This is a genomic window from Alcanivorax sp. DG881 (assembly GCF_000155615.1).
Classification (GTDB): domain Bacteria; phylum Pseudomonadota; class Gammaproteobacteria; order Pseudomonadales; family Alcanivoracaceae; genus Alcanivorax.
In genome coordinates this window covers 2711061-2733762 of record NZ_DS989915.1, presented here as the reverse complement: position 1 = coordinate 2733762, position 22702 = coordinate 2711061, and the positions used below count along the sequence as shown (strand labels likewise).

At 59.7% G+C, this 22702-nt stretch carries 18 protein-coding genes; 10 read left to right on the top strand and 8 right to left on the bottom strand.

Annotated elements, in window-relative coordinates; genetic code table 11:
• Positions 1–235 precede the first annotated feature (235 nt).
• From ADG881_RS12360 to ADG881_RS12345, 4 genes are all read left to right on the top strand, one after another.
• The gene (locus ADG881_RS12360) at positions 236–1777 is read left to right on the top strand and encodes a phosphoenolpyruvate carboxykinase (protein ID WP_007150625.1); all 1542 of its coding nucleotides are present in this window, start codon (positions 236–238) and stop codon (positions 1775–1777) included.
• A gap of 215 nt (positions 1778–1992) precedes the next feature.
• Entirely contained in the window at positions 1993–3285 is a 1293-nt protein-coding gene (locus tag ADG881_RS12355; protein ID WP_007148839.1) for an NAD(P)/FAD-dependent oxidoreductase, read from the top strand.
• Positions 3286–3407: 122 nt separating this feature from the next.
• Positions 3408–3821 (top strand): 3D domain-containing protein, encoded by a 414-nt coding sequence (locus tag ADG881_RS12350; protein WP_007150459.1) that lies wholly within the window; start codon positions 3408–3410, stop codon positions 3819–3821.
• Between the two features lie 69 nt (positions 3822–3890).
• Entirely contained in the window at positions 3891–4802 is a 912-nt protein-coding gene (locus ADG881_RS12345; RefSeq protein ID WP_007150093.1) for a YihY/virulence factor BrkB family protein, read from the top strand.
• 18 nt (positions 4803–4820) lie between these two features.
• On the opposite strand, the gene ADG881_RS12340 is transcribed toward ADG881_RS12345, so the two are convergent.
• The gene (locus ADG881_RS12340; RefSeq protein ID WP_007148882.1) at positions 4821–6182 is read right to left on the bottom strand and encodes a TrkH family potassium uptake protein; all 1362 of its coding nucleotides are present in this window, start codon (positions 6180–6182) and stop codon (positions 4821–4823) included.
• On the bottom strand, positions 6179–6829 hold the full coding sequence (locus ADG881_RS12335) for a TrkA family potassium uptake protein (protein WP_007150526.1): 651 nt from the start codon (positions 6827–6829) through the stop codon (positions 6179–6181). The genes ADG881_RS12340 and ADG881_RS12335 overlap by 4 nt, the downstream gene beginning before the upstream one ends.
• Positions 6830–7015: 186 nt before the next feature.
• Between ADG881_RS12335 and ADG881_RS12330 the strand changes: the two genes are divergently transcribed.
• Entirely contained in the window at positions 7016–8212 is a 1197-nt protein-coding gene (locus ADG881_RS12330) for a lytic murein transglycosylase (RefSeq protein ID WP_007150633.1), read from the top strand.
• Positions 8213–8375: 163 nt separating this feature from the next.
• Here the strand turns inward: ADG881_RS12330 and ADG881_RS12325 are convergent, their stop codons facing one another.
• The gene (locus ADG881_RS12325; RefSeq protein WP_007150219.1) at positions 8376–9767 is read right to left on the bottom strand and encodes a PLP-dependent aminotransferase family protein; all 1392 of its coding nucleotides are present in this window, start codon (positions 9765–9767) and stop codon (positions 8376–8378) included.
• A gap of 176 nt (positions 9768–9943) precedes the next feature.
• Here ADG881_RS12325 and ADG881_RS12320 point away from each other — a divergent pair, with 176 nt between their 5' ends.
• The 3 genes from ADG881_RS12320 to ADG881_RS12310 all read left to right on the top strand — a co-directional run bounded on the left by ADG881_RS12320 (position 9944) and on the right by ADG881_RS12310 (position 12429).
• Positions 9944–10645, top strand: a complete 702-nt coding sequence (locus ADG881_RS12320; RefSeq protein WP_007148348.1) for a DJ-1/PfpI family protein — start codon at positions 9944–9946, stop codon at positions 10643–10645.
• 163 nt (positions 10646–10808) lie between these two features.
• On the top strand, positions 10809–11246 hold the full coding sequence (locus tag ADG881_RS12315; protein ID WP_007151287.1) for a carboxymuconolactone decarboxylase family protein: 438 nt from the start codon (positions 10809–10811) through the stop codon (positions 11244–11246).
• 61 nt (positions 11247–11307) lie between these two features.
• Positions 11308–12429, top strand: a complete 1122-nt coding sequence (locus tag ADG881_RS12310; RefSeq protein WP_007150390.1) for a PQQ-dependent sugar dehydrogenase — start codon at positions 11308–11310, stop codon at positions 12427–12429.
• A gap of 72 nt (positions 12430–12501) precedes the next feature.
• On the opposite strand, the gene ADG881_RS12305 is transcribed toward ADG881_RS12310, so the two are convergent.
• Entirely contained in the window at positions 12502–15258 is a 2757-nt protein-coding gene (locus tag ADG881_RS12305; protein ID WP_007149438.1) for a hypothetical protein, read from the bottom strand.
• Between the two features lie 293 nt (positions 15259–15551).
• On the opposite strand from ADG881_RS12305, the gene ADG881_RS12300 reads away from it, so the two are divergent.
• Positions 15552–17522, top strand: coding sequence for a CocE/NonD family hydrolase (locus ADG881_RS12300; RefSeq protein ID WP_007150273.1), 1971 nt, complete (start codon positions 15552–15554; stop codon positions 17520–17522).
• A 41-nt stretch (positions 17523–17563) separates the two neighbouring features.
• Here the strand turns inward: ADG881_RS12300 and ADG881_RS12295 are convergent, their stop codons facing one another.
• Positions 17564–17914 (bottom strand): VOC family protein, encoded by a 351-nt coding sequence (locus ADG881_RS12295; protein ID WP_039926722.1) that lies wholly within the window; start codon positions 17912–17914, stop codon positions 17564–17566.
• Positions 17915–18075: 161 nt separating this feature from the next.
• On the opposite strand from ADG881_RS12295, the gene ADG881_RS12290 reads away from it, so the two are divergent.
• Entirely contained in the window at positions 18076–19278 is a 1203-nt protein-coding gene (locus tag ADG881_RS12290) for an MFS transporter (protein WP_007151395.1), read from the top strand.
• On the opposite strand, the gene ADG881_RS12285 is transcribed toward ADG881_RS12290, so the two are convergent.
• The 3 genes from ADG881_RS12285 to ompR form a co-directional block, all read right to left on the bottom strand.
• Positions 19272–19835 carry a porin family protein gene (locus ADG881_RS12285; RefSeq protein ID WP_198005010.1) on the bottom strand — a complete coding sequence of 188 codons (564 nt, stop codon included), beginning with the start codon at positions 19833–19835 and terminating at the stop codon, positions 19272–19274. The two genes, ADG881_RS12290 and ADG881_RS12285, sit on opposite strands and share 7 nt — an antisense overlap.
• 603 nt (positions 19836–20438) lie before the next feature.
• Positions 20439–21758, bottom strand: a complete 1320-nt coding sequence (locus ADG881_RS12280) for an ATP-binding protein (RefSeq protein WP_007150769.1) — start codon at positions 21756–21758, stop codon at positions 20439–20441.
• A 96-nt stretch (positions 21759–21854) separates the two neighbouring features.
• Positions 21855–22565 carry a two-component system response regulator OmpR gene (ompR, locus tag ADG881_RS12275; RefSeq protein WP_007150894.1) on the bottom strand — a complete coding sequence of 237 codons (711 nt, stop codon included), beginning with the start codon at positions 22563–22565 and terminating at the stop codon, positions 21855–21857.
• Positions 22566–22702: the final 137 nt, after the last annotated feature.

Sequence of the window (22702 nt, the reverse complement as noted above, 5' to 3'; positions counted from 1 at the left end):
ACTATTAATTGCCTCTGGCGCCGTGACCGCATGGTCCGATGGGGAATCGCCACTGATTCTCTTTTCTGGCATAATCGCGCGCCTGTGCTGATCAGTGGCGCCACTACTGGTCCCTTATTGGTCTTGTCCGGTCTCTGTCCGGGCACGAGACCGGCACTGTGTATCCGCAATGCGAACTTGAAGGTTGCACGGCCATACCCGCTGTAACCGCACGGCCACAAGCCCAGGAATAACCATGACCGATCCGATTGTTTATAACGACCTCAGCCCGGCCCAGCTGGTAGAGCTGGCTGTTCAGCGTAACGAAGGCCGCCTGGCCGATAACGGCGCCCTGGTAGTGGAAACCGGCCACCGCACCGGCCGCTCGCCCATGGACCGTTACATTGTTGACGAGCCGAGCACCAGCGAGCATATCCATTGGGGCGCCATTAACCGCCCCATCGACAGCGACAAATTTGACGCCCTGTGGGACCGCGTTACCGCGGCCGTTGCCGAAAGCGACGCCTTTATTTCCCACCTGCATGTCGGCGCCGACACTGATCACTACCTGGCCGTGAAAGTGACCGCGCAAACCGCGTGGCACAACCTGTTCGCCAACACCATGTTCATCCGCCCGGAGAAGTACAACCCGCGCAGCAAGGAAGAATGGCAGATCCTCCACGCCCCGCACTTCCAGTGCGACCCGGAGCGTGACGGCACCAACTCCGACGGCTGCGTGATCCTCAACTTTGCCCAGCGCAAGATTCTGATTGCCGGCATGCGCTACGCCGGTGAAATGAAGAAAGCCATGTTCTCCGTGCAGAACTTCCTGCTGCCGGAAAAAGACGTGCTGCCCATGCACTGCTCCGCCAACGTGGGCGAAGACGGTGATGTGGCCCTGTTCTTCGGCCTGTCCGGCACCGGTAAAACCACCCTGTCCGCCGACCCGAACCGTTACCTGATCGGTGATGACGAGCACGGCTGGGGCAAGGACGTGGTCTTCAATATCGAAGGCGGCTGCTACGCCAAGTGCATCGACCTGAGCCAGAAAAACGAGCCGGTCATCTGGGACGCCATCAAGTTCGGCGCGGTACTGGAAAACGTCATCATCGACGACAACCGCACCGCCGACTACGCCGATGTGTCTCTCACCCAGAACACCCGCGCCGCTTACCCGCTGGAAAACATCGACAAGAAAGTCGACGAAAACCGTGCCGGCGAGCCCAAGCACATTATCTTCCTGACCTGCGACCTGACCGGCGTTCTGCCTCCGGTGTCCAAGCTGTCCAAGGAAGCGGCGGCGTACCACTTCCTGAGCGGCTACACCGCCTTGGTGGGTTCCACCGAAATGGGTTCCGGTGGCGGCATCAAGAGCACCTTCTCCACCTGCTTCGGCGCCCCCTTCTTCCCCCGTCGTGCCGGCGAGTACGCCGAGCTGCTGATCAAGCGCATGGAAGAATTCGGCTCCACCGTTTACCTGGTGAACACCGGCTGGACCGGTGGCCCCTTCGGTGAAGGCGAGCGTTTCAGCATTCCCACCACCCGTGGCGTGGTCAACGCGATCCTGTCCGGCGAACTGGACAATGCGGAAACCGAGCACCTGGACATCATCAACCTGGATGTGCCGAAAACCGTTTCCGGTGTGGACAGCAACCTGCTGCAGCCCAAGAAAACCTGGGCCAACCCGGAAAACTACGAAGCACGTGCCCGCGACCTGGCAGAGCAGTTCCAGAAGAACTTCGCTGACAAGTACGCCGATGTGTCCGATGAGATCCGCGCTGCCGGCCCCAAAGCGTAACTGACGCAGCACGCTTCACGCTGCAGGCAACACGCAGAAGGCGCCTCCAAGGCGCCTTCGTTGTTTGTAGGCACGCAGACGCACCTCTCACGCCAAAAAGCATCGACGCCAGACCGTAAGTACAGCTCTTCCCCCCAACAAGTCGTAATACCATGCGACAATTGGACAAGACATGTCCAAAGGCTAGACTTGCCGTCTTAGATAAAGGACTTCTCATGAGCAAACCCAGAATTGTTGTTGTCGGCGGTGGTGCCGGTGGTCTTCCGCTGGTCACCAAACTCGGCGCCAAGCTCGGCAAATATGGCAATGCCGATATCACCCTGGTGGATTCATCCAACATCCACGTCTGGAAACCCCGCTTTCATGAAGTCGCCACCGGCGCCATCGATGCGGACCTGGATGCGGTGGATTACCGCGCCCACGCCCAGCTCAACCATTACCGGTTTGAACCCGGCACCCTGACCCAGGTGGATACCACCGGGCAGACGCTGACCCTGGCGCCCCTGCACGATGCCCATGGCAGCGAAGTCCTCCCGGAGCGCAAACTGAGTTACGACTATCTGGTGCTGGCCACCGGCAGCCAGAGCAACGATTTCGGCACCCCCGGGGTACGCGACAATTGCCTGTTCATGGACAGCCGCGCCCAGGCGGAACGCTTCCGTGAGCGTTTCCTCAATGCCTGCCTGCACGCCAACCATGAAAGCAAACCGGTCTCCGTGGCCATCGTGGGTGGCGGCGCCACCGGGGTGGAGCTGGCAGCGGAATTGCACCACGCCGTCAGCATGCTCAACTTTTATGGCCACGAACATCTGGACCGCAAACACCTGCAGGTGGATATCATTGAAGCGGCGCCGCGTATTCTGCCGGTACTCAGTGAGCGGGTCTCCGCCACCGCCACCAAACGCCTGGAAGGGCTGGGGGTGAAAGTGCGCACCGGCGTCATGGTGGCCGAGGCCACCCCCGAGGCGCTGGTCCCCAAAGACGGTGATCCCATCAAGGCCGACCTGCTGGTCTGGGCCGCCGGGGTAAAATGCCCGGAATGGCTGAGCCAGATTGACGGTCTGACCACCAACCGTATCAATCAGGTGGAAGTGGAGCCGACCCTGCAGGCGAAAGGCCAGAAGAACATCTTCATCATCGGTGATGCGGCCTTCCTGATCCCGGAAGGCGCGGAACGTCCGATCCCGCCGCGGGCCCAGTCCGCCCAGCAGATGGCCCAGCACACCGCCCGCAGCCTGCAACGTCTGCTGATGAATCGCGATCCGAAACCCTTCGAATACAAGGACCACGGCTCGCTGGTGTCGCTGTCCAACTACAGCTCGGTGGGCATGCTGATGGGCAACCTGAAAGGCGGCAACTTCTTTGTGGAAGGCTGGCTCGCCCGGATGATGTACATCAGCCTGTACCGTATGCACCAGGCCGCGCTCTACGGCTGGCCGCGCACCATCATGCTGCTCATCGCCGGTCGCTTCAACAAGCTGGTACGCCCGCGACTGAAGCTGCACTGACCCTGACAGCTTCCTGAGCACACAGCAGGCCCGGGGCGTTTCGGCACCCCGGGCTTTTCTTTGATGGCATCTTCACACCCTCCCTGCCAGTGTGGTTCTTATCACACAACACAGGGGGAACCATGCTCGACGTATTGCCACGCACCTTGCAACTCGGCCAATGGATCACCGGCCTGGCGTTGATCCTGGCCATCACCGGCTGTGACAACACCACCGAAGTCAGCCGTGAAGTCAGCGCCTCTGCGTACACCCTCTCCGAAGCAGAAACCAAGAAAGGTAACGTGGGCCTGGCCGCCTGGGGCGACCAACTGGAGCCCGGCATGAAAGCCATTGCCGTATCCCGCGACCTGATCAAGGCGGGACTCACCCACCAGACCGAAGTCCGCATTGACGGCTTGCCCGGCACCTATCAGGTGCTCGACAAGATGAACAAGCGCTGGACCGATCATATCGACATCCTGATGGAAGACCGGCAGACAGCACGGGAATGGGGCCGACAGCCAGTCACCATTCGCTGGGATGTGCCCGCGGAATAAGCCATCAGCATTCGCCTCTCCCGGCGGCAGTCGCTACACTGCCAGCAGGACACTGACGCCGGGATGACAATGAAAGCGATCGCACTCTACTGGTTCGGCATTTTCAAAAACACGGTGCGCCTGTGGCTGGAGGGCAACGCCGTCAGCTACGCCGGCTCGCTGGCTTTCTTCACCCTGTTCTCGCTCGCCCCGGTGATTATTCTGGCGGTCAAAGTCATCTCCCTGGTGATGACCAGTGACGCCGCCATGACCGAAATTCTCGGCCAGCTGGAAGCCACCATCGGCCCGGAAGCGGCCAACGAAGTCCGAAACGCCATCGCCAATACCCAGGCGCCCAGCCAGGGCCTGCTCGCCGGCATGCTCAGCCTGCTGGTCATGATCATTGGCGCCACCACGGTGTTTGCCCAGATGCAGCGCTCCATGAATGCCATCTGGGAGGTGATGCCACGGCCTTCACGCAACACCATCGCCGCGTTGATCAAAAGCCGGCTGCTGTCGCTGACGGTGGTGATCTCACTGGGCTTTGTGTTGCTGGTCTCGCTGCTGCTGAACGTGGTGGTCCAGGCAATCATCGTCTATGCGGAAAGCTGGCTGCCGATTCACGGCGCAGTGGTAGTGGTGGTTGAGATGAGCGTCTCCCTGCTGGTGATCGGCCTGCTGTTCGGCACCATGTTCCGGGTGTTGCCCGATGTGGTACTGAACTGGAAAGCCGTTATGCCCGCAGCACTGGTCACCGCGATCCTGTTTTCTGTCGGCCGCGCACTGATCGGCCTGTACCTGGCCCATACAGCCACGGCGTCCACCTACGGCGCCGCCGGGTCCCTGGTGGTGTTGCTGATGTGGGTGTACTACTCGTCCATGATCCTGCTGTTCGGCGCCGCCTTCACCCGCGCTCACTGCGAAGCACGGGGCCTGAAGATTCTGGCCCGCAGCACCGCTATTCGCGTGAAGCGCCAACAGATCGACCTCCCCGCGCAATAAGCCATTCTTCATTATCGATTAACCGATATAAACCTCGCCTTCCGGATAACGCACCACCGGTTGGCGCGGACGGGTCAGCAGGAATGACAGCGTCAACGGGCCGATCCGGCCCACAAACATGACCAGCATGATCACCCACTGCCCCGCTGACGACAGCTCACCGGTAATGCCCCGCGATAACCCCACGGTGCCAAACGCCGACACCACTTCAAACGTGAGATCCTCAAAGCCCAGACTGGCATCGGTGACCGACAGCGCCATCAACGCCACAAACACCACCCCGCAGGCAATAAAGGTAATCGCCAGGGATTTGTACACCAACGTTGAAGAAATCTGCCGGCCGAAGATCACCGGCAGGGGCCGCCCACGCAGGAAAGCCCGCGTTGCCAGCAGCAACACCATAAAGGTGGTTACCTTGATACCACTACCGGTGGAATTGGTGCCCGCACCGATAAACATCAGCAGCAGATAAAACAGGCTGGTCGGCAGCGACAAAGCGCTCATGTCCACCACATTGAACCCGGCAGTACGCGGTGTCACCGCATGAAACCAGGACGCCGCCAATTTGTCGCTGACACTCATATCACCCAGGGTGCCGGGGTTATTCCACTCCGCCAGCATGAAGAACAACAACGTGGCCGCCAACAACACCCCGGTGCCCACCAGCATCAACTTGCTGTGCAGGGACAACCCGCGCCAGCGCCAACCTTTTCCGAAATCCGCCAGCACCGTAAAGCCCAGCCCGCCCACGATGATCATGGTGGTAATGATCAGCACAATGCCCCAGTGCCCACCCCAGCCGGTGAGGCTGTCGGCACTGAGCGCAAAGCCCGCGTTATTGAATGCCGACACCGCATAGAACAGGCTGTGAAACGTGCCCTGTCCCCAACCCAGCGCGGGCACCCAGACACACATCAACAGCGCCATGCCCACCGCTTGCACCACCACAACCACCACCAGGATCCGGCGAATCAGCCAGGCGATATCACTGACCCGGCTGTAGTTCATGCAATCACGAATCAACTGCTGCTCACCGATACCCAGCCGATGCCCAATGGCCAGCAAGGTGGCCGCCGCAAAGGTCATGATGCCAATGCCGCCGGCCTCGATCAGTAGCAGCAACACCCACTGGCCGAACAGGGTGAACTGGCTGCCCACATCCACCACCGACAGGCCCGTCACCGTCACCGCAGAGGTAGCCGTGAACATGGCCTGCAACCAGCTTATTGGCGAATGGGTGGCGATGGGCAACTTGAGCAGCAACGCGCCCAATACGATTAAAAATAAAAAACTGCCGGCCAGCGCCACTGGCGGAGACACCAGCGGCTTGTGGATATGGGGGCGGGAAACACCAAAACGGCGTGCGAACCAGGGCCTCATTGCGCTTTGGAAAACCGCAGCAAGTCATGCAGCGTGCCCATCAGCACCAACTGGTCTTTCTCTTGCAATTCCAGTCCTTCGAACGGCGCTTGCCACACCTGGGTGCCGCGCTTGACCAGCGCCAGGCGCAGCTCTTCATCCTTCAGCGGCAGCTCGGATGCAGTCATCCCGGCAAAGCGTTTATCCACCTTCACCTCTACCACCAGCCAATCGTTACCCAGGGAAATATAGTCGAGCATTTCCGGGTGCACGATGGTCTGGGCAACGCGGATGCCCATTTCATGCTCCGGGTGAATAATCCGGTTGGCCCCCAATCGCGACAGGATCCGGTGATGCGGTTCACTGATCGCCTTGACCCATACCTGTTCCACCTCCGCACTTTTCAGCGCCAGGGTAGTCAGAATGCTGGCTTCCAGATTTTCACCAATGGCGACTACCACCGCATCAAAGGCTGGCAAATCCAGCTCGGCCACCACCTTGTCACTGGTGCCATCGGCAATCAGGGTTTGCGACAGTTTGTCGGCGTAATACTCCACCCGCTCACCATCGATATCCACGCCCATGACATCGTGCCCCAGGCGCGTCAATTCCTGCGCAATGGTGGAACCAAAACTGCCCAAACCGATCACAGCATACTGGTGCTTCACAGGCCCTCCTTGCTTGAAGCAATGGCAATAGCAAAAGTCTGCACCTTTTATTTGCCGCTGTCATCGCGGCAATCCGGGCAACCGTAAAGACAGATTTTTTCTGTTTTTTTGTTGTTATGTGCCGCACCCCGACAACAACAGCGTTATGCTCTGTGTCGCCTTATTCCGTTTGATGGTGGAGACCCCATGCCCTCGATTCGCGCCGCCCTGTTTGCCAGTGCCACCCTGCTCGCCAGCCATGCCAGTTATGCCCTGGACAACGCCGAGTTTGAACAATGCATGGCCCAATTACGGGCCCAGGCCGATGAGGCCGGCATCCCCGCCCAGGTGATCAGCCGCAGCCTGAATACCGTCAAACTGAACCAGCGGGTGATTGAACTGGATCGCAGCCAGCCGGAATTCACCAGCAGCTTCTCGGACTATTACACCCGCCGGGTCAGCGAAACGCGTATCGAAACTGGCCGTAAAAAGTACCGCGAACAACAACCCCTCCTACAGGCACTCACCCGCGAATACGGCATCCCCGGCCATTACCTGGTTGCTTTCTGGGGGCTGGAAACCAATTACGGCGGCTTCCTGGGCAGCATTCCTGTGCTGGATGCACTCAGCACCCTGGCGTGCGAAGGCCGTCGGGGCGATTACTTTTCCGGCGAGCTGATGAACGCTTTGCGCATCATTCAGTCCGGCGATGTGGAAGCCAGCCAGATGGAAGGTTCCTGGGCCGGCGCCATGGGCCAGACCCAATTCATGCCCGCCATCTTTCTCAAGTACGCGATCGATCACGATGGTGACGGCCACCGCAACCTGTGGAAAAGCGAAGACGACGCTCTGGCCTCCGCGGCCAATTTCCTGCAAGGACTGGGCTGGCAACGGGAACAGCGCTGGGGAAGGGAAGTCACGCTGCCTGACAATTTCGATTTCCAGCTAACCGGTTTCGCCCATCAGCGCAGCCTCAGTGACTGGGCCAAGCTGGGTGTGCGCATGCCCAATGGTCAGCCCCTGCCCCAAGCAGACATGGAAGCGGCACTGGTGGTCCCGTCCGGCCATAACGGCCCGGCCTTTCTCGCCTACCAGAATTTCCGCGTGATCATGGGCTGGAACCGGTCAGAATCCTACGCCATTGCGGTGGGCCGGCTGGCGGACCGCATTGCCGGCGGCGGCGCCCTTCACCAGGCGCCCGTTCCTGCACCCAAACTGAATCGCGAGCAGGTCACCCGGCTTCAGCAGACGCTGAATGAACAGGGCCATGATGCGGGCGCGGAAGACGGCCTGCTCGGCCCCGGCACCCGCCAGGCCCTGGCCCGTTACCAGCAGGCCAATGGCATGGTGGCGGACGGTTTCCCGGATCAGGAAGTGCTCACCCATATCGGCGTTCTCCCTTAACAGGCTGCTGAAAACCGGTCAGCTCTGCCACAGAAGCGGCACAGCGAAGACGTCGCCGGCGGCGAAACAACCGCAGTCGCGAGAAGCGAGTTTCGAAAAGCAAAACCTGAAAGAGCGAAAATGTCAGGTTTTCGTAACGCGAAACTCGGACCTCGAAACGGTTTTATCGGGCCAGTGCCCGGGTCAGGGCACTGACCCCATCCTCGATGGTGTCGTCCGGCAGGGCACCGAACCCCAGCAGCACGCCCGGCACCGCCGGTTCCGCCATATATAAACTCTCCAGCGACATGGCGGTAACGTCCTCTTTGATCAAGGCGTTAGCCAAGTCCCTCACCGGCGGCGTGCGCACCGCAATATGCAACCCGGCCATCTGCGGCAGAACCGTCAGCGCCGATTGCCCCCGCAATGCAGCCAGCAGTTTTTCACGGCGTGATGCGTAGCGGCGCTGCATCCGCTTCAAGTGACGGGCAAAGTCACCCTGCTCAATCAGATAGCCCAGCGCACGCTGGGTCAGGTCGTTACTGCTCGAGTCGGTCAGCGACTTGGCCTGCAACAACGCAGCCTGCAAACCGCCCGGCATCACTATGTACCCCATACGAAAACTGGCATGGAGCACTTTTGAAAAGCTGCCCAGATACGCCACCTGTTGATGATGATCCAACCGCTTGAGCGCCTCCAGTGGTCGCCCTTCAAAACGAAACTCGCCGTCGTAGTCATCTTCCACTATCAACATCTCGGTAGCACGGGCCCGCTCCAGCAATGCCAAACGCCGGGAAAGACTCATCGGCATGCCCAACGGAAACTGGTGCGATGGAGTCACATAGACCAGGCGTGCCTGATCTGGAATGCGATCAACACACAACCCCTCCTCATCCACCGGCACAGGTATCACTTTTGCCCCAACCGCCTCGAACACTGCCCGGGCAGGCGGGTAGCCCGGCTCTTCCATTGCCACACAATCCCCGGGAGCCAGGCGCACCCGCGCCAACAGATCCAGTCCCTGCTGCGCGCCTTGCGTAATCAGCAATTGATCCGCGCTGCATGGCAGCCCACGGCTGTAGCCCAGATAATCGACCAGCCCCAGGCGCAGACGCAGATCCCCCTGCACCTCGCCATAAAGCAAAGTCTCCGCCTGCTGATCCCGTACCGCCCGGTTCAGACAGCGCCGCCACGCCTGCCACGGAAGCTGTTCCCGCTCGGTCACCCCGCCCGCAAAATTGAAACGCCGAGCGGGCGCGTTCCCCCACACCGGATGCATCACCCAGTGGGGCCCTGGGCTCACGCCTGCCGGTAATATCGCCACCGCTTCACTGGCAGGCAAACGGGCAACAAAGGTACCGCTACCCGGCCGCGCGCAAAGAAAGCCTTCCGCGATCAGCCGTTCATACGCCACCACCACCAGTTGCCGCGACAACGCCAGCTCACGGGCCAATACCCGGCTTGGCGGCATCCGCTCCCCCACCTGCAAGCGGCCATCCTGCATAGCCTGGCGTAGCTCACGGTAAAGCTGAGCCTGCAACGGCCCTTCGCCATTCAGCACCAGATGCAGCTGCAAATTGGTCTCCTTAATAATAGAAAACTGGTCCTTTTTACCAAACCATATGGCGGTAGATTAGCATCAGGATGAACACGACTCATCGACTTTGCGCTACGGCCTCGCCCGTTAAGCCATCGTGCCATCATCAATGTTGACGAATGCGAATGAACTGTTTCCATCAAAAGGCAAACCCAATGAATAGCAAAAAGCGGATAGTGAGAATCACGATACTGATTGTCGTGGCGCTGTATTCATTACCCTCCATTGCCGCAGACCAGCGAATTGGAATCCTGGTTTATGACAAGGTGCTAACGAGTGATGTCACGGCACCAGCGGAAGTGTTTGGTGTCGCGACGAGAAAGTCGTGGTTTTCCAACTACGAGGTACTCTTGATTGGCGTAGAAAAAGACGCAACCGTTGTCACTACCGAGGAAGGGATACGCTTGACGGTCGACAACACCATTTACGACAGCCCAAAACTGGATGCACTGATCGTAACCAGCTCCTATGTCATGGATTCGCTGTTTAAAAACGCTGATCTAACAACATTTCTTACCGAACAGGCAAAAACCGCGTCATGGCTGGCCAGCAATTGCTCCGGGGCTTTTTTGTACGCCCACGCAGGTTTGCTTGATGGCTACACCGCTACCACCTGGGCAGGTGGCGAACCCCAGTTACAGCGAGAGTTCCCCAGGATCAATGTGATCGAAGACCGCAATGTCGTCGTTGACCGCAACAGGATATCCAGCAACGGAGGCGTCCCATCCTACCAGGGCGCGCTAGTCTTGCTGGCTCAAATGAGCAGCAAGAGAAAGGCCAGGGAAGTCTTTGAAACCATCCAGTTGAACCGCCTGATTCCGTGGACCGACATAACCCAATATTTACCTGAAGAGTAAGCCTGTCTTGTGGCGGGACCCGGTCACCGAATTGCAGCGTGTTTGCCTCCCCGCACATCGTGTGCCAGAAACAGGTCTCCGGCCGCCACGCCTTTACGACGGCACAGAGCACATGACGCCGACCGTTCCCGAGTCGGAACACTGACAAAAGGACTGCATCATCATGAAAGCCCGATTCAATTACTACACCGCCTCACCGGACACCATGAAAGCCATGTTCAACACCCAGGCGGTCATCGACGCCACCGGGCTAGACAAGCGACTGATTGCCCTGGTGGAACTGCGGGCTTCACAGATCAACGGCTGTGCCTTTTGCATGCACATGCACGCCGCCCAGGCACGCAAACTGGGGGAGGACAACGCACGCATTGATACTGTCGCTGGCTGGCGGGATACCGACTGGTTCAGTGAACGGGAGCAGGCAGCCCTGGGCTGGACCGAATACCTGACCCGCCTCAGCCAAGGCGGCGATGGCGACGCCGCCTATGAAGCTCTGGCGGAACACTTCAGCGAGAAAGAACGCAGTGACCTGAGCTACGTCATCGGCGTGATCAATATGTGGAACCGTTTCAGCGTCGGCTTCCAGACGCACCCGGAGTAAACGGTTTTATCTGCCACAGCCCCATGGCATGCTTCGAATCATATTCGATTCGGAGCCTGCCATGCGTCCTGCCATTACCGCCATGCTGTCCAGCCTTGCCCTCATCGCCTGCGCGGACACCACCGCCACCCTGGAGCCACAAACCAACGACAGCATCACCGCTACCGAGATCACCGATGGCCTGCATCATCCCTGGTCCCTGGCGTTTGTCTCAGACAACGAATGGCTGATTACGGAACGGCGCGGCACCCTGCGACGGGTTGTGGATGGCGAACTGCAAGACACCAATGTGGATGGCGTACCGGACGTCGTTGCCTCCGGCCAGGGCGGGCTGTTCGATGTGCTTCCCCACCCAAACTTCGCCGAGAACCAGCGCCTGTACCTGAGCTATGCCCAACCCTGCGGCGACGAGGGCGGCACCACTGCGGTGGGCTACGGCACCTATGAAGCCGGCAGCCTGAACGACTTCCAGACGGTGTATGTGGCAGAGAAATCCTGCACCAATACCGCCAAACATTTTGGTGGTCGCATCCTGTTCGATAATGACGGCTACCTGTTTCTGACCATTGGCGACCGCGGGCAACGCGAGCGCGCCCAGAATACGCAAGATCCCGCCGGCAGCGTTCTGCGTCTGCACGACGATGGCCGCATTCCGGAAGACAACCCGCTGGTGGGCCAGGCCGACCAGGCCACCGAGATCTGGAGCTGGGGCCACCGCAATCCCCAGGGCCTGGCCCTGCACCCGCAGACCGGCAAACCCTGGTTGAACGAACACGGCCCTCGCGGGGGCGATGAGATCAATGCGGTAAAACCCGGCGTCAATTATGGCTGGCCGGTGATTACCTATGGGCGGGAATATTACGGCCCCAGCATTGGCGACACAGAGAAAAAAGGCTATGCCCAGCCCCTGATGCACTGGACCCCTTCCATCGCGCCCGCCGGCATGGCCTTCATTACCAGCGACCGTTACCCCGACTGGCAAGGCCACACGGCAAACGGTGCACTCAAATTGCAGCATCTAAACATGGTGGCGTTTGACGGGCAGCAGCCAGTCAGCGAAACCCGGCTGCTGAGTGATCGTAAACAGCGCATTCGCGACGTTCGCCAGGGGCCAGACGGTTACCTGTACCTGCTCACCGACAGCAACAATGGTCAGCTGCTGAAACTGAACCCGGCAGAGTAAAGCGACATCGGCGGAAGCAATGGGAAGCGCGACGCTTGATGCACTGTTACACCAGGCGTCGCGCTTTTCCCACTAGAACGCCAGCGATGTCACCGCCTGGAAGCTGTGCTCGCTGGTGATGCGGTCGTCATCGGTATAGGCATATTCAAACGCGAAACGCAGTGGCGAACGGTGGAACAACAGCAGTTCCAGATCCATGCCAACGATGGCCTGGTTCAACTCCAGCTCGCCCGGACCGAAGTCGATGTCGTAATGCCGGTAGCGCAGATGCAGCGCCTCACGACGCAGCGACACCGGTGACTTGAAGGAATACCAGGGCAGGTTGATCACCTTGGACACACTGGCCTCCCCGAACGTCACCTTCTCGGCATAGTAGGTATCGTCCAGTGCCGGAATCACAATCCGCGACGGATCATTGGCGATAAAATCCTGCGCTTCTGCCAACTCCACCCCGCGTAGCAATCCCTGACTGACCTGCGCATCACTGCGCGACAATTGCCCACGGGCGCCAAGATAAAACTCCGCAGGCAGATCGGTCATCAGACTCAGGGTGCCACCGGAGGTCATGTCATCCCGGTCATCCACTTGATAGGCGCTCAGTCCGATATGTTTGTTGGGCAGGTAGCTGTGCCCAAACCGGGCGGTACGGCTCAGACTCCAGATACCGGCCAGCGGCTCACGTTCATCCAGGTGATAATCCTGATACCAGGTGCCGGCCAGTTCGCTGTACCAGTAACCGGACTGCAAGAACGGCAGGCGCAGCTCCGCACTCAAGCCATGATCACGCGCCTCTTCCGGCGGTGTTTCCCGGTCGAGCTGATCATCCAGCACCCAGTACTGTTTGACCCCACCAATCAGGAAGAACTGGTTGTTGCTGTAGCCCGCCCCGGCCAGCTCGGTCAGATCCGTATCCCGATAGCTGAACAGGCTGAACTCATTCTGCTCCAGCGGATCGGCAAAGCGCATCTGCACGTTGTAGAGAGTGTGGTTATCGGATTCGTCCTGCGGGGTCGCATCGTCATCCTCTTCCGTATAGGAACTCAGTGACAGGTCCGTGCCGCTGTAACGCATGGCCGTCCAGGAGTGATAACGGCGATCCATTTCCAGCGGCTGGGGCGCACTTTCGGTGGTCAGGTTGTCCCCGGCTCCCTCCTCAGTATCCCAGCGCAATTCACGCACATACGGGCTGCCCGCCTGGGACTGTAACGGTTTCAGGTAGTAACCGTAATGGTCCGCCTGAATGGCCATCGCCAGCACCCGGTCGTCATCCAGCAAACGGGCCGCGACAATATCATCTTCCGCCAGCACCCGGCTGACCTGGCCACCAGCTTCCCGATAGAGCGTGGAGCCATGCTCACTGTTGGCCACAAACAATACCCGGCCCTGACTATCCACATCGGCAATCACCCCGTAGTAGCCCTGGTACTGGTAAAGCGGCGTGCGGTTGCGGTACAGGGTGCGGGTCGCGCCTTCCTGGACGAAGTAGTAAAGGTCATCACCACGCACTTCCACGGAGGAGTTCACCTGACCATAAAAGGTATCACCCACATACAGCTGCGGCTGGTCATAGGAGCTGGCCACATCAAAGTAGACTGGTTCATCCGCCGGCGTATAACCCTGAATAATTTGCCCACGAGTAGCCTTGTTCAGATGAGCCCCCTCACTGAACAGCCCCTGATAGATACGCCAGGGCGTGCTGTAGGCGCTGGCCAGGGACCAGGTCTCACCTTCATGGCGGATCAGCTTGCCACTCAGATACGAGGAGCGCTGCTGCTCGAACTCACCACTGTTGCGATCAAGCACCACATGAAGCGGGGCGCGCACATTCTGCGGGCTGGCGAGGAAGAAAATGTCGCCCTCGTCACTGTTCAGGGGGGCGAAAAATTTGGACGTTAACAGCGGCTCCCCTTCGGACATAACCGCCCGGGCCGCCTGCTGCTCCTCATGGTTGCGCCATTGCTCAAAGGTGTTATCGAAGTTATTGCCAATCGCGGTTTTTAACGGCGCGTTGGTGACAAAAGGGAAATACCAGTAACGCGAACGCACCTTGAAGTAACTGTTGGTCGCATCCAGTCCGTAGTTGTCCGCCAGGAAATACTGATAGTGGCTGCCCAATACATAACTGGTCTCCCCGTAGGGGAAATAGTACGTCTGGTTATAGCTTCGCTCTGGAGTCAGATGACCGGCTCTGGCCTGTGCATGCACCAACGCATCGAACCGACCGCTATAGAGCCGCCCGCCATTACCGTGGCGCGACTCGTTCAGCACCGCATTGCCTTCCAGCATGAACGACGACTCGAAAGCGTTAGGAAGCACCGCAGGGATAAAGGGCGTCATCAAGGTGCCGTTGCCCAATATCGTGTGCATGGTGCTAGACACGACGTTGTCCTTGGCATTGATCTGATAGTTATGAGCCGTTTCGTGGAACAGCAGGGTATCGAGCCAGGAGGTGGTGGAGAAATAATCCACCGCGGAGGCGCCGCCCACATAGTTGATCTGGCGATTGAGCGGAATCTGGGTAGAGAACCCATTGGCGATCTGGTTGTTGTCGGAAATCAGCCCCACATACAATGGCGAATCCATCCGATAACCAAAACTGGCTTCATACTGGGGCTGCAATTGCTGCTCTATACCCGCAGCGTGCTCGGCAAATGCCCGGTTTTTCTCGGTGAAAATCAGTTCGGTATTACGCACCGACGCCTTGAAGTAAGGCTGATCATGGGGCACCACCGTGGGGTTACGCTGTACCAGTGGTTCCGCCACGGCCCCTGCTGACAGGGCCGCCCCGACAACCACCCCAAGTACCCACCACTCGCCCCGCTTGTTCATCGACGCTCTTCCCTGCTGTTATCGCCAGTCTGGTTGTTATTCGCCTCGCCATTGTGCCCGGCCTGTCGTCCTCTTCACTAGTACCCCCGTCACGCCCCGCACCGCAAACGGATCACCCAGCGGCACCGCAGGGCAGACAGATTACAGTCCGTCACAGAAGCCCCAGTTTCTTTCACGCTTGGGCACCAAGGTACCCACAGATTTGCACTGCCATCCCGCCTACGCTGATACACCTATAAAAAAATGTCTCGCTTTGTGGCGAGCCACCACCATAACAACACAGGGACCGCACCATGCCCGCTTCATCCTCAGCGCGCCTGAATGGCCGCACTCTGATCGTCATTCTCCTTGGCCTGGTACTGCAACTGACCGCCTGCGGCGGAGGTAGCGGCAGCGCCCCGACCGTTGCCAATGCACCCAACAGCCCCAACGCCAACACCGGCGGCGACAGCGGTGACGATACCGATAACGATGCTGGCGAGGAGGAAAGCACACCGGTGAACCTGGCCTGGAGTGAGCCCTACCAGCGCGACGAGGAATACCCGAACACGGTCAACCTGCCCCAGCAACTGATCACCATGCGCGACGGCATTCGTCTGGCCGCCACCGTCACCCTGCCGGCGGACGAAAACGGCAATGCCATCGACGGCCCGTTCCCGGTGATTGCGACCTTTACCGGTTACAACCAGGCGCTCGGCGCCATCGGTGCCGCCGACCCGGCGCTGGTGAAAAGAGGTTACGCCTACATCATTGTGGATCTGCGCGGCACCGGGGCAGCGGAAGGCAGCTGGCAGGCATTCAGCCAGATTGACCAGGACGATATCGGTGAGTTGCTGGAGTACATCAAGGTGCAGCCCTGGAGCAACGGCAGCATCGGCATGAACGGCGCGTCTTATATGGGCATCACCGGCCTGCTGGCCGGTGCCCAGGAAGACCCGGCGGTGAAAGCCATTTTTGCCATCGTGCCCATGGGCGATGCCTACCGGGATATCGTCTTCACTGGCGGGCAGATCAACGCAGGCTTTATTCCCCTGTGGGTCACCCTGGTCACCGGGCTGGGCATCATCCCCACCCCCGCCGGGCTGGATAACGGCGAACCGGGCTATTACCTGACCACCCTGCTGCAACATTTGCAGGGCGCCCTCACCGAGTTTCAGGTACCGGTGGTGGCCGGTGCACTGATTGGCGATGAAAACAAATACGACACCGAATTCTGGCGCATCCGCTCACCGCTGGAACAGATCGACAAGATCACCGCGCCGACCTTTGTGGTGGGCGGGTTGAATGATATTTTCCAGCGCGGCGAGCCACTGATTTATGAAGGCCTGAAAGACCACACCACCGCCAAGCTGCTGATCGGCCCCTGGGAACATCTGGACGGCTCCTCCGGGGCCGGCCTGCCCGCCGATGGTGTTCCGGCCCTGGGCCCCATCCGCCTGGCCTGGTTCGACCAGTACCTGAAAGGCATGGACACCGGCGCCGGGGATTTCCCGCCGGTGACGCAGTACTACACCGGCGAAGAACGTTTCGTCACCGCCGCCGATTGGCCACACCCGGACGCGCAAGCGGAAACCTTTTACCTCCATGGCCAGCCCGGCGCCCCCTTGTTCGGCCGTATTTCCCACAGCGCCCCAACCACCAGCAAACAGACCAGCCTGCTGCAGACGCCGGTCAATGGCCTGTGTTCCGCCAGCGCCAGCCAGTGGACTGCCGGTGTGCTCGGCCTGATCCTGCCGCCCTGCTCGGCACAGGACAACGTGGCCAACCTGCTGGAAGCGGTGTACACCAGCGAACCGCTGGAAGAAGACATGGCCATCAACGGCCCGATCACCGGGCAGATCTGGGCGTCCACCACCGCCCTGGATACCAATGTCACCGTGCGGGTCAGCGTGGTGGGCGACAACGGCATTGCCCGGCCTCTGACCCACGGCATTCAGATGGCGTCCATGAGTGCCTTTGATGCCAGCCGCTCCCGCTTTATGAACGGCAAACTGATCCAGCCCTGGCACCCGTTCACGGCAGAATCAAAACGAACCATCACCCCGCTGACCGCCTTCCGCGCCGATGTGGAAGTGTTCCCCACCAGCGCCCTGATCAAGGCCGGGGAAAAGCTGCGCATCAGCGTGGGCACCAGTGACCTGCCCCATGGCCTGAGCCCGATCCCCGACCTGCTCACCAGCCTGCTGGGCGCCATGACCATCTACAGCGCCCCGGCCATGCCATCGCGGGTGAATATTCCGCTGGTGCCAACCAGCGCCCTGTGACGCCATACCGCCTCTCCACCCTGCTCGGGCAAGAGGGGCGGTTATTGATGCTGCAAAATATTCAACAGCCGACCGAACGGATCGCGCACATAGAAGCGTCGCACGCCCCAGGGCTCACTCACCGGCCCGTATTCCACCGGCACCCCCGCCTGCTGCATCCGCTTCAATGCCTCATCCAGATCATCCACTTCAATGGACAGGTCCGGTACCGCTGTGCCTGAACCACCCTGGGAGCCAAAACTCAGCTGCACCGTCATGGTTTCTGCCGAGCCATAGGTCTGGAACCAGCCATGATCCATCATCCGGTCCAGGCCGAGAAGGTCGCCATAGAAGGCCTGCGCTTTGCCCAGATCGTCCGTGGCCACATTGGCCATGATGCGTGTCACTTTCATCGTTACCCCTTTCATTCTTGCTGCATTGTTCCTGCTGGCGTTTTCTTGCCTGCTCCGGGCACGCATCCATTCTTTCGCATGCTAGAATGAACCCTGTTCAATATCGACAGTCTCATCCCATCCGTCACAGACCTGCCCGCTGCCCTCATCCAGGAACCTTTATGTCCTCCGACTCCAGTCGCTTGCTTCGCCTTTCCCTCGCTCTGGCTCTGGGGGGCTTTGGTATTGGCAGTGGCGAGTTCGTCATTATGGGGCTGATGCAGCGCGTGGCCACCGACCTGCAAGTACCGGTTCCGGATGTGGGCTATTCCATCAGCAGTTATGCGCTGGGGGTCGTGGTCGGTGCGCCGCTGATTTCCGCTCTGGCCGCCCGGGTGCCCCGGCGAGGATTGTTGATTGTCCTGATGGTGGTGTTTGCCGTGGGCAACATGGCCAGCGCCCTGGCCACGGATTTCTGGACCTTCGTGGGCCTGCGCTTTCTCGCCGGGCTGCCCCATGGCGCCTACTTTGGTGTCGCCGCCCTGGTGGCGGCCTCCGCCGTGCCGTATCACATGCGTGCCCGCGCCGTGGCCCGGGTGATGAGCGGGCTGACCATTGCCATCGTGGTCGGCGCGCCCCTGGCCACCTGGGCGGGCAATCTGTTCGGCTGGGAAGTGGCCTTTATCGGGGTGGGCGTGATTGCCCTGTGCACCGCCCTGTTGATCCGCCTGTGGGTACCCGCCCAGCCGCCGGACCCGAACGCCAGCCCGCGTCGCGAATTGTCCGCGCTGGTCAAACAGCGGGTGCTGTTCACCCTGGGGGTCGCCAGCATCGGTTTCGGCGGTATGTTCTCCGTCTTCAGCTATGTGATGCCCACCCTCACCGAGCAATCCGGCATGGCGGAAAGCTGGGGCCCCATGGTGCTGATGATCTTCGGCATCGGCACCATCATCGGTAACTTTGCCGGTGCCCGCGCAGCAGACGGCAACTTGCTGCGTGCCATACCGCGCATCCTGATCTGGTGTGCGCTGATTCAGGCCGGCTTTTACTTTGCCGCCGATTGGCCCTTGCCCGCCATCCTCTTCGTGGGGCTGGTAGGCACCAGCATGGCGCTGGGCCCGGCATTGCAGACCCGACTGATGGATGTGGCGGAAGACGCCCAAACCATGGCCGCCTCCATGAATCATGCCGCGTTCAACCTGGCCAACGCGCTGGGCGCCTGGCTGGCCGGCGTCACCATCAAGATGGGCGCACAATGGTCCGCCACCGGCCTGGTAGGCGCGGCCCTGGCCATCGGCGGATTACTGATTTTCCTGGCCGGCCGCAGCCTGGAAAAACGTCACGCCGACGCCGCCGGCCTGGCCACGCAATCTGACGCTCAATAACGGAAAAGATAGCCCACGTTAACGGTGGTCAGGTCATTGTCGTCATCCTCCAGCTGCAGCCATTCCACCGTCAGGGCATTGCGTTCGTTCAATTTGATCGACGCCCCCATGCCGTAGGAGGGATCGCTGGCAACGTCCTCTTCGGTATCGCCGCCGGCCACGGTAATATCGCGCTTCACCGAGGAGTGCCCAAGCAGCACATAGGGGGACAGCGGCAAACGGTAGCTCAACCCCATTTTCAGATAGCCCCCCACCAGCCATTGTGGGTCCACGCTGACCCGGGCCGTATCCAGTCCGCCCTCATCATCGCTGACGCCATAGCCCAGCCGGGCCTCCAGCGCGAGCAGGGTATTGTACTGCCAGCCCCAGACCGCCTGAACGCTGCGCGGTTGCGCATCATCGCCGGCAGAAATTTGCTGATCGAGCAGGTTGTACTGCACCCCCACATACCCGGGTAATAACGGATCATCATTGGCAGACACCGGCCCACTGATCACGCAGGCCAAGGCGACGAGTCCCGCCGCCACCGAATAAGAATGCTTCCCCTGTTGTTTCATCATCGCTCCCTCAATGCCTTCAATGGCCCGCCAGCAAATCATATTCCTTTCCGAGAATAACGGGCGGCACCGTTTCCTCAACAAGAAAGTAACACCGACAGGAAAAGAAACGAAAAAAGGGCCGCACAGGCGTGCGGCCCAAAACCTCTTATGGCACACGGGCCACAACAGGCTATCGGCATTCACAACACAAACATCAACCGGCTACAGTCAACCTGTGCGCGAATCAGCGAGTCGGGTCTGACAGGAAATAACATTCATCGTGGCGGCCGCCACGCTGCGAGGGTATTCATAAGGCTCTCTCCCAAGTCCATTTGGTGTTCGCTCCGTTGCTTGCGTTTTTTTCTTGCTTATAGTTCCTGCTTATTGCGCCTGCTTCTTTGTCCCATTCGCCTGTTCTCATTGTGTTCTTCGAACAGGTTGGCAGTGGCATCAACAAGATATTATTGCAACAGGATTCAATTTTTTATCACTACTATAGGCTGTCTTTTGTTCGTTCTTTTCCAGCACCCATGCCAGTAGAATGCACCGACCCTTGCATCGCAAACTTTGCGCCAGCGCACATTCCGGGCCACAGAATGTGGTTTTTTGTTACCGCTGGATTTATCTCACACCGGCGGACAGGGGTTCGGGTTGCACGAATTTACCGGTTACCGGAAAACGCACCTCCACCAGCAGTCCACCATGGGGGTGATTGGCCAGCTGAATATCACCGTGGTGCATGTCCACAATCCGCTTCACGATGGCCAGCCCCAAACCACTGCCACTGAGAGTGCGCGCCTTTTCCCCCCGGGAAAACGGCTGCAGCAGCAACGGAATATCCTCTTCACGCACACCGCGACCGTGATCACGCACCGTCAACACGACCTTGTTTTCCGCCACCGCGGTGCGCACCTCCACCGGTGAGGCACCGTACTTCAGGGCATTGCCCACCAGGTTGGCCAGCATCCGTTTTACCGTCAGCCGTTTGAGCATAAGCCGGGGCAGGTCTTCCAGCTCGAACCGTAATTGCTCCGCCGGGTACTTGCCGGCCACTTCCTGAATCAGGTCATTGAGGTTTTCAAAGTCCGGCTGCTCATCCGCACCATCACGGATAAAGGAAATAAATTGATCGAGGATCGCATCCATATCCTCAATGTCTTCGATAATGCCTTTTGCCAGCTCTTCGTCCTGCATAAATTCCGCCGACAGGCGCAAACGTGTCAGCGGGGTTCGCAAATCATGGGACACCCCGGCCAGCAGCAACGCCCGATCTCGCTGGGCATGCTGCAAGTCACTGGTCATCCGGTTAAAGGCGGCATTCACGGCCTGAATTTCCTCCGGGCCGATGGTGGTATCCAGCACCGGCACCGCCTCTCCACGCCCCACTTTCAAGGCCACTTTGGCCAGCCGTCGCAACGGCAAGTTCAGCCCCCGGGCAATCAGCAAGCCGCCGATGATGGCCAGCAACGGCACCGTCACCCCCCAGCCCAACAACAGGTAGCGATCGTAATCCCGGAAGAACGCCATAGGCACCCGCACCCACTGCTCACCAAACGACGGCGCATTCACCCACAGAACCGGTTGGCGGTTGTCTTCCAGACGCACCGTCACCGGCTCTTCCAGCATGCCTTCCAGTTCTTCCTGAAAACGGCCCACCACCGGACGCGACAGCAGCATGGTGCCATCGTGAAGTTTCTCTGGAATCGCCACCGTAATGCCGGTGGCATTACCCAGCCGGTCAGCCAGATCCGCATCCGCTGCCGCCCGCGAATCATCAAACGCCAGCTCTGCTTGCAACACCGTCAAACGGGCGTATTCACGGATACCGGGCAGGTAGGCATTACGGGCAAAGAACCACAGGGTCAGCGCCTGGCTGATCCCAATCACCAGCCCCACCACAATGGCGGACCGGACAAAGGCAGTGCGGGGATAGAGTGTCATTGATAAATCGCCAGAAGCCGGACGCCGAACGCCAGACAAAGAAAAGAACTCCCGACTTTAAGCGTCAGGCCTCCGGCGTCAAGCGTCAGGCGTTCCTTAATCAGGCACAAACACATACCCCACACCCCAGACCGTCTGGATGTAGCGGGGTTTGGAGGGGTCGTCTTCCAGCAGGCGGCGCAGGCGCGAGACCTGCACGTCGATGGAGCGCTCCATGGCGGACCATTCGCGGCCCCGGGCCAGGCTCATCAGCTTGTCACGGGTAAGCGGCTCACGGGGGTTCTGCAGCAATGCCTTGAGCACGGCGAATTCGCCCGTGGTCAGGCTTTGCGGGTCTCCGTCGCGGGTCAGGGTGCGGTTGGCCAGATCCAGAATCCAGGGCCCAAACGTCACCGACCCTTCTTCCTTGCTGGGCGCCCCGGGCAGCTCGCGCACATGGCGGCGCAGCACCGCGCGGATACGGGCATCCAGTTCCTTGGGGTTGAACGGCTTGGGCAGGTAGTCATCGGCGCCGGCATCCAGGCCTTCAATGCGCTCGGCATCATCGCCCTTTGCGGTGAGCATGATGATCGGCATGACGTTCTCGGCCTCACGCAGGCGACGGCAGATCGACAGGCCATCTTCCCCCGGCAGCATCAGGTCCAGCACCATCAGGGAATACAGCTCGCGGGACAGGGCACGGTCCATCTGCTCCGCATCGCCCACCGCCTTTACGGTATAGCCAGCTTCTTCCAGAAACCGTTGCAGCAGGCTACGCAGTCGCGCATCGTCATCCACGACCAGAATCTTGTCTTGTTGTTCGCTCACGGCACCTCCGAAGGTTTACTGGTCCCTGATTTACGCGTTGTGGTCCGAACGTGCAAGAAAATGGCACGAAGAGATTGTATAAAAACATTGCCAGCGTTGAAGATAGAGGGTGCCAATAGGCACTACCACAAGAAAAC

What these genes read in the sequence shown, in the direction of transcription:
- ADG881_RS12360 (WP_007150625.1), top strand. Translation starts at nt 236, where the DNA reads ATGACCGATCCGATTGTTTATAACGACCTCAGCCCGGCCCAGCTGGTA.
- ADG881_RS12355 (WP_007148839.1), top strand. Translation starts at nt 1,993, where the DNA reads ATGAGCAAACCCAGAATTGTTGTTGTCGGCGGTGGTGCCGGTGGTCTT.
- ADG881_RS12350 (WP_007150459.1), top strand. Translation starts at nt 3,408, where the DNA reads ATGCTCGACGTATTGCCACGCACCTTGCAACTCGGCCAATGGATCACC.
- ADG881_RS12345 (WP_007150093.1), top strand. Translation starts at nt 3,891, where the DNA reads ATGAAAGCGATCGCACTCTACTGGTTCGGCATTTTCAAAAACACGGTG.
- ADG881_RS12340 (WP_007148882.1), bottom strand. Translation starts at nt 6,182, where the DNA reads ATGAGGCCCTGGTTCGCACGCCGTTTTGGTGTTTCCCGCCCCCATATC.
- ADG881_RS12330 (WP_007150633.1), top strand. Translation starts at nt 7,016, where the DNA reads ATGCCCTCGATTCGCGCCGCCCTGTTTGCCAGTGCCACCCTGCTCGCC.
- ADG881_RS12320 (WP_007148348.1), top strand. Translation starts at nt 9,944, where the DNA reads ATGAATAGCAAAAAGCGGATAGTGAGAATCACGATACTGATTGTCGTG.
- ADG881_RS12315 (WP_007151287.1), top strand. Translation starts at nt 10,809, where the DNA reads ATGAAAGCCCGATTCAATTACTACACCGCCTCACCGGACACCATGAAA.
- ADG881_RS12310 (WP_007150390.1), top strand. Translation starts at nt 11,308, where the DNA reads ATGCGTCCTGCCATTACCGCCATGCTGTCCAGCCTTGCCCTCATCGCC.
- ADG881_RS12305 (WP_007149438.1), bottom strand. Translation starts at nt 15,258, where the DNA reads ATGAACAAGCGGGGCGAGTGGTGGGTACTTGGGGTGGTTGTCGGGGCG.
- ADG881_RS12300 (WP_007150273.1), top strand. Translation starts at nt 15,552, where the DNA reads ATGCCCGCTTCATCCTCAGCGCGCCTGAATGGCCGCACTCTGATCGTC.
- ADG881_RS12295 (WP_039926722.1), bottom strand. Translation starts at nt 17,914, where the DNA reads ATGAAAGTGACACGCATCATGGCCAATGTGGCCACGGACGATCTGGGC.
- ADG881_RS12290 (WP_007151395.1), top strand. Translation starts at nt 18,076, where the DNA reads ATGTCCTCCGACTCCAGTCGCTTGCTTCGCCTTTCCCTCGCTCTGGCT.
- ADG881_RS12285 (WP_198005010.1), bottom strand. Translation starts at nt 19,835, where the DNA reads ATGAAACAACAGGGGAAGCATTCTTATTCGGTGGCGGCGGGACTCGTC.
- ADG881_RS12280 (WP_007150769.1), bottom strand. Translation starts at nt 21,758, where the DNA reads ATGACACTCTATCCCCGCACTGCCTTTGTCCGGTCCGCCATTGTGGTG.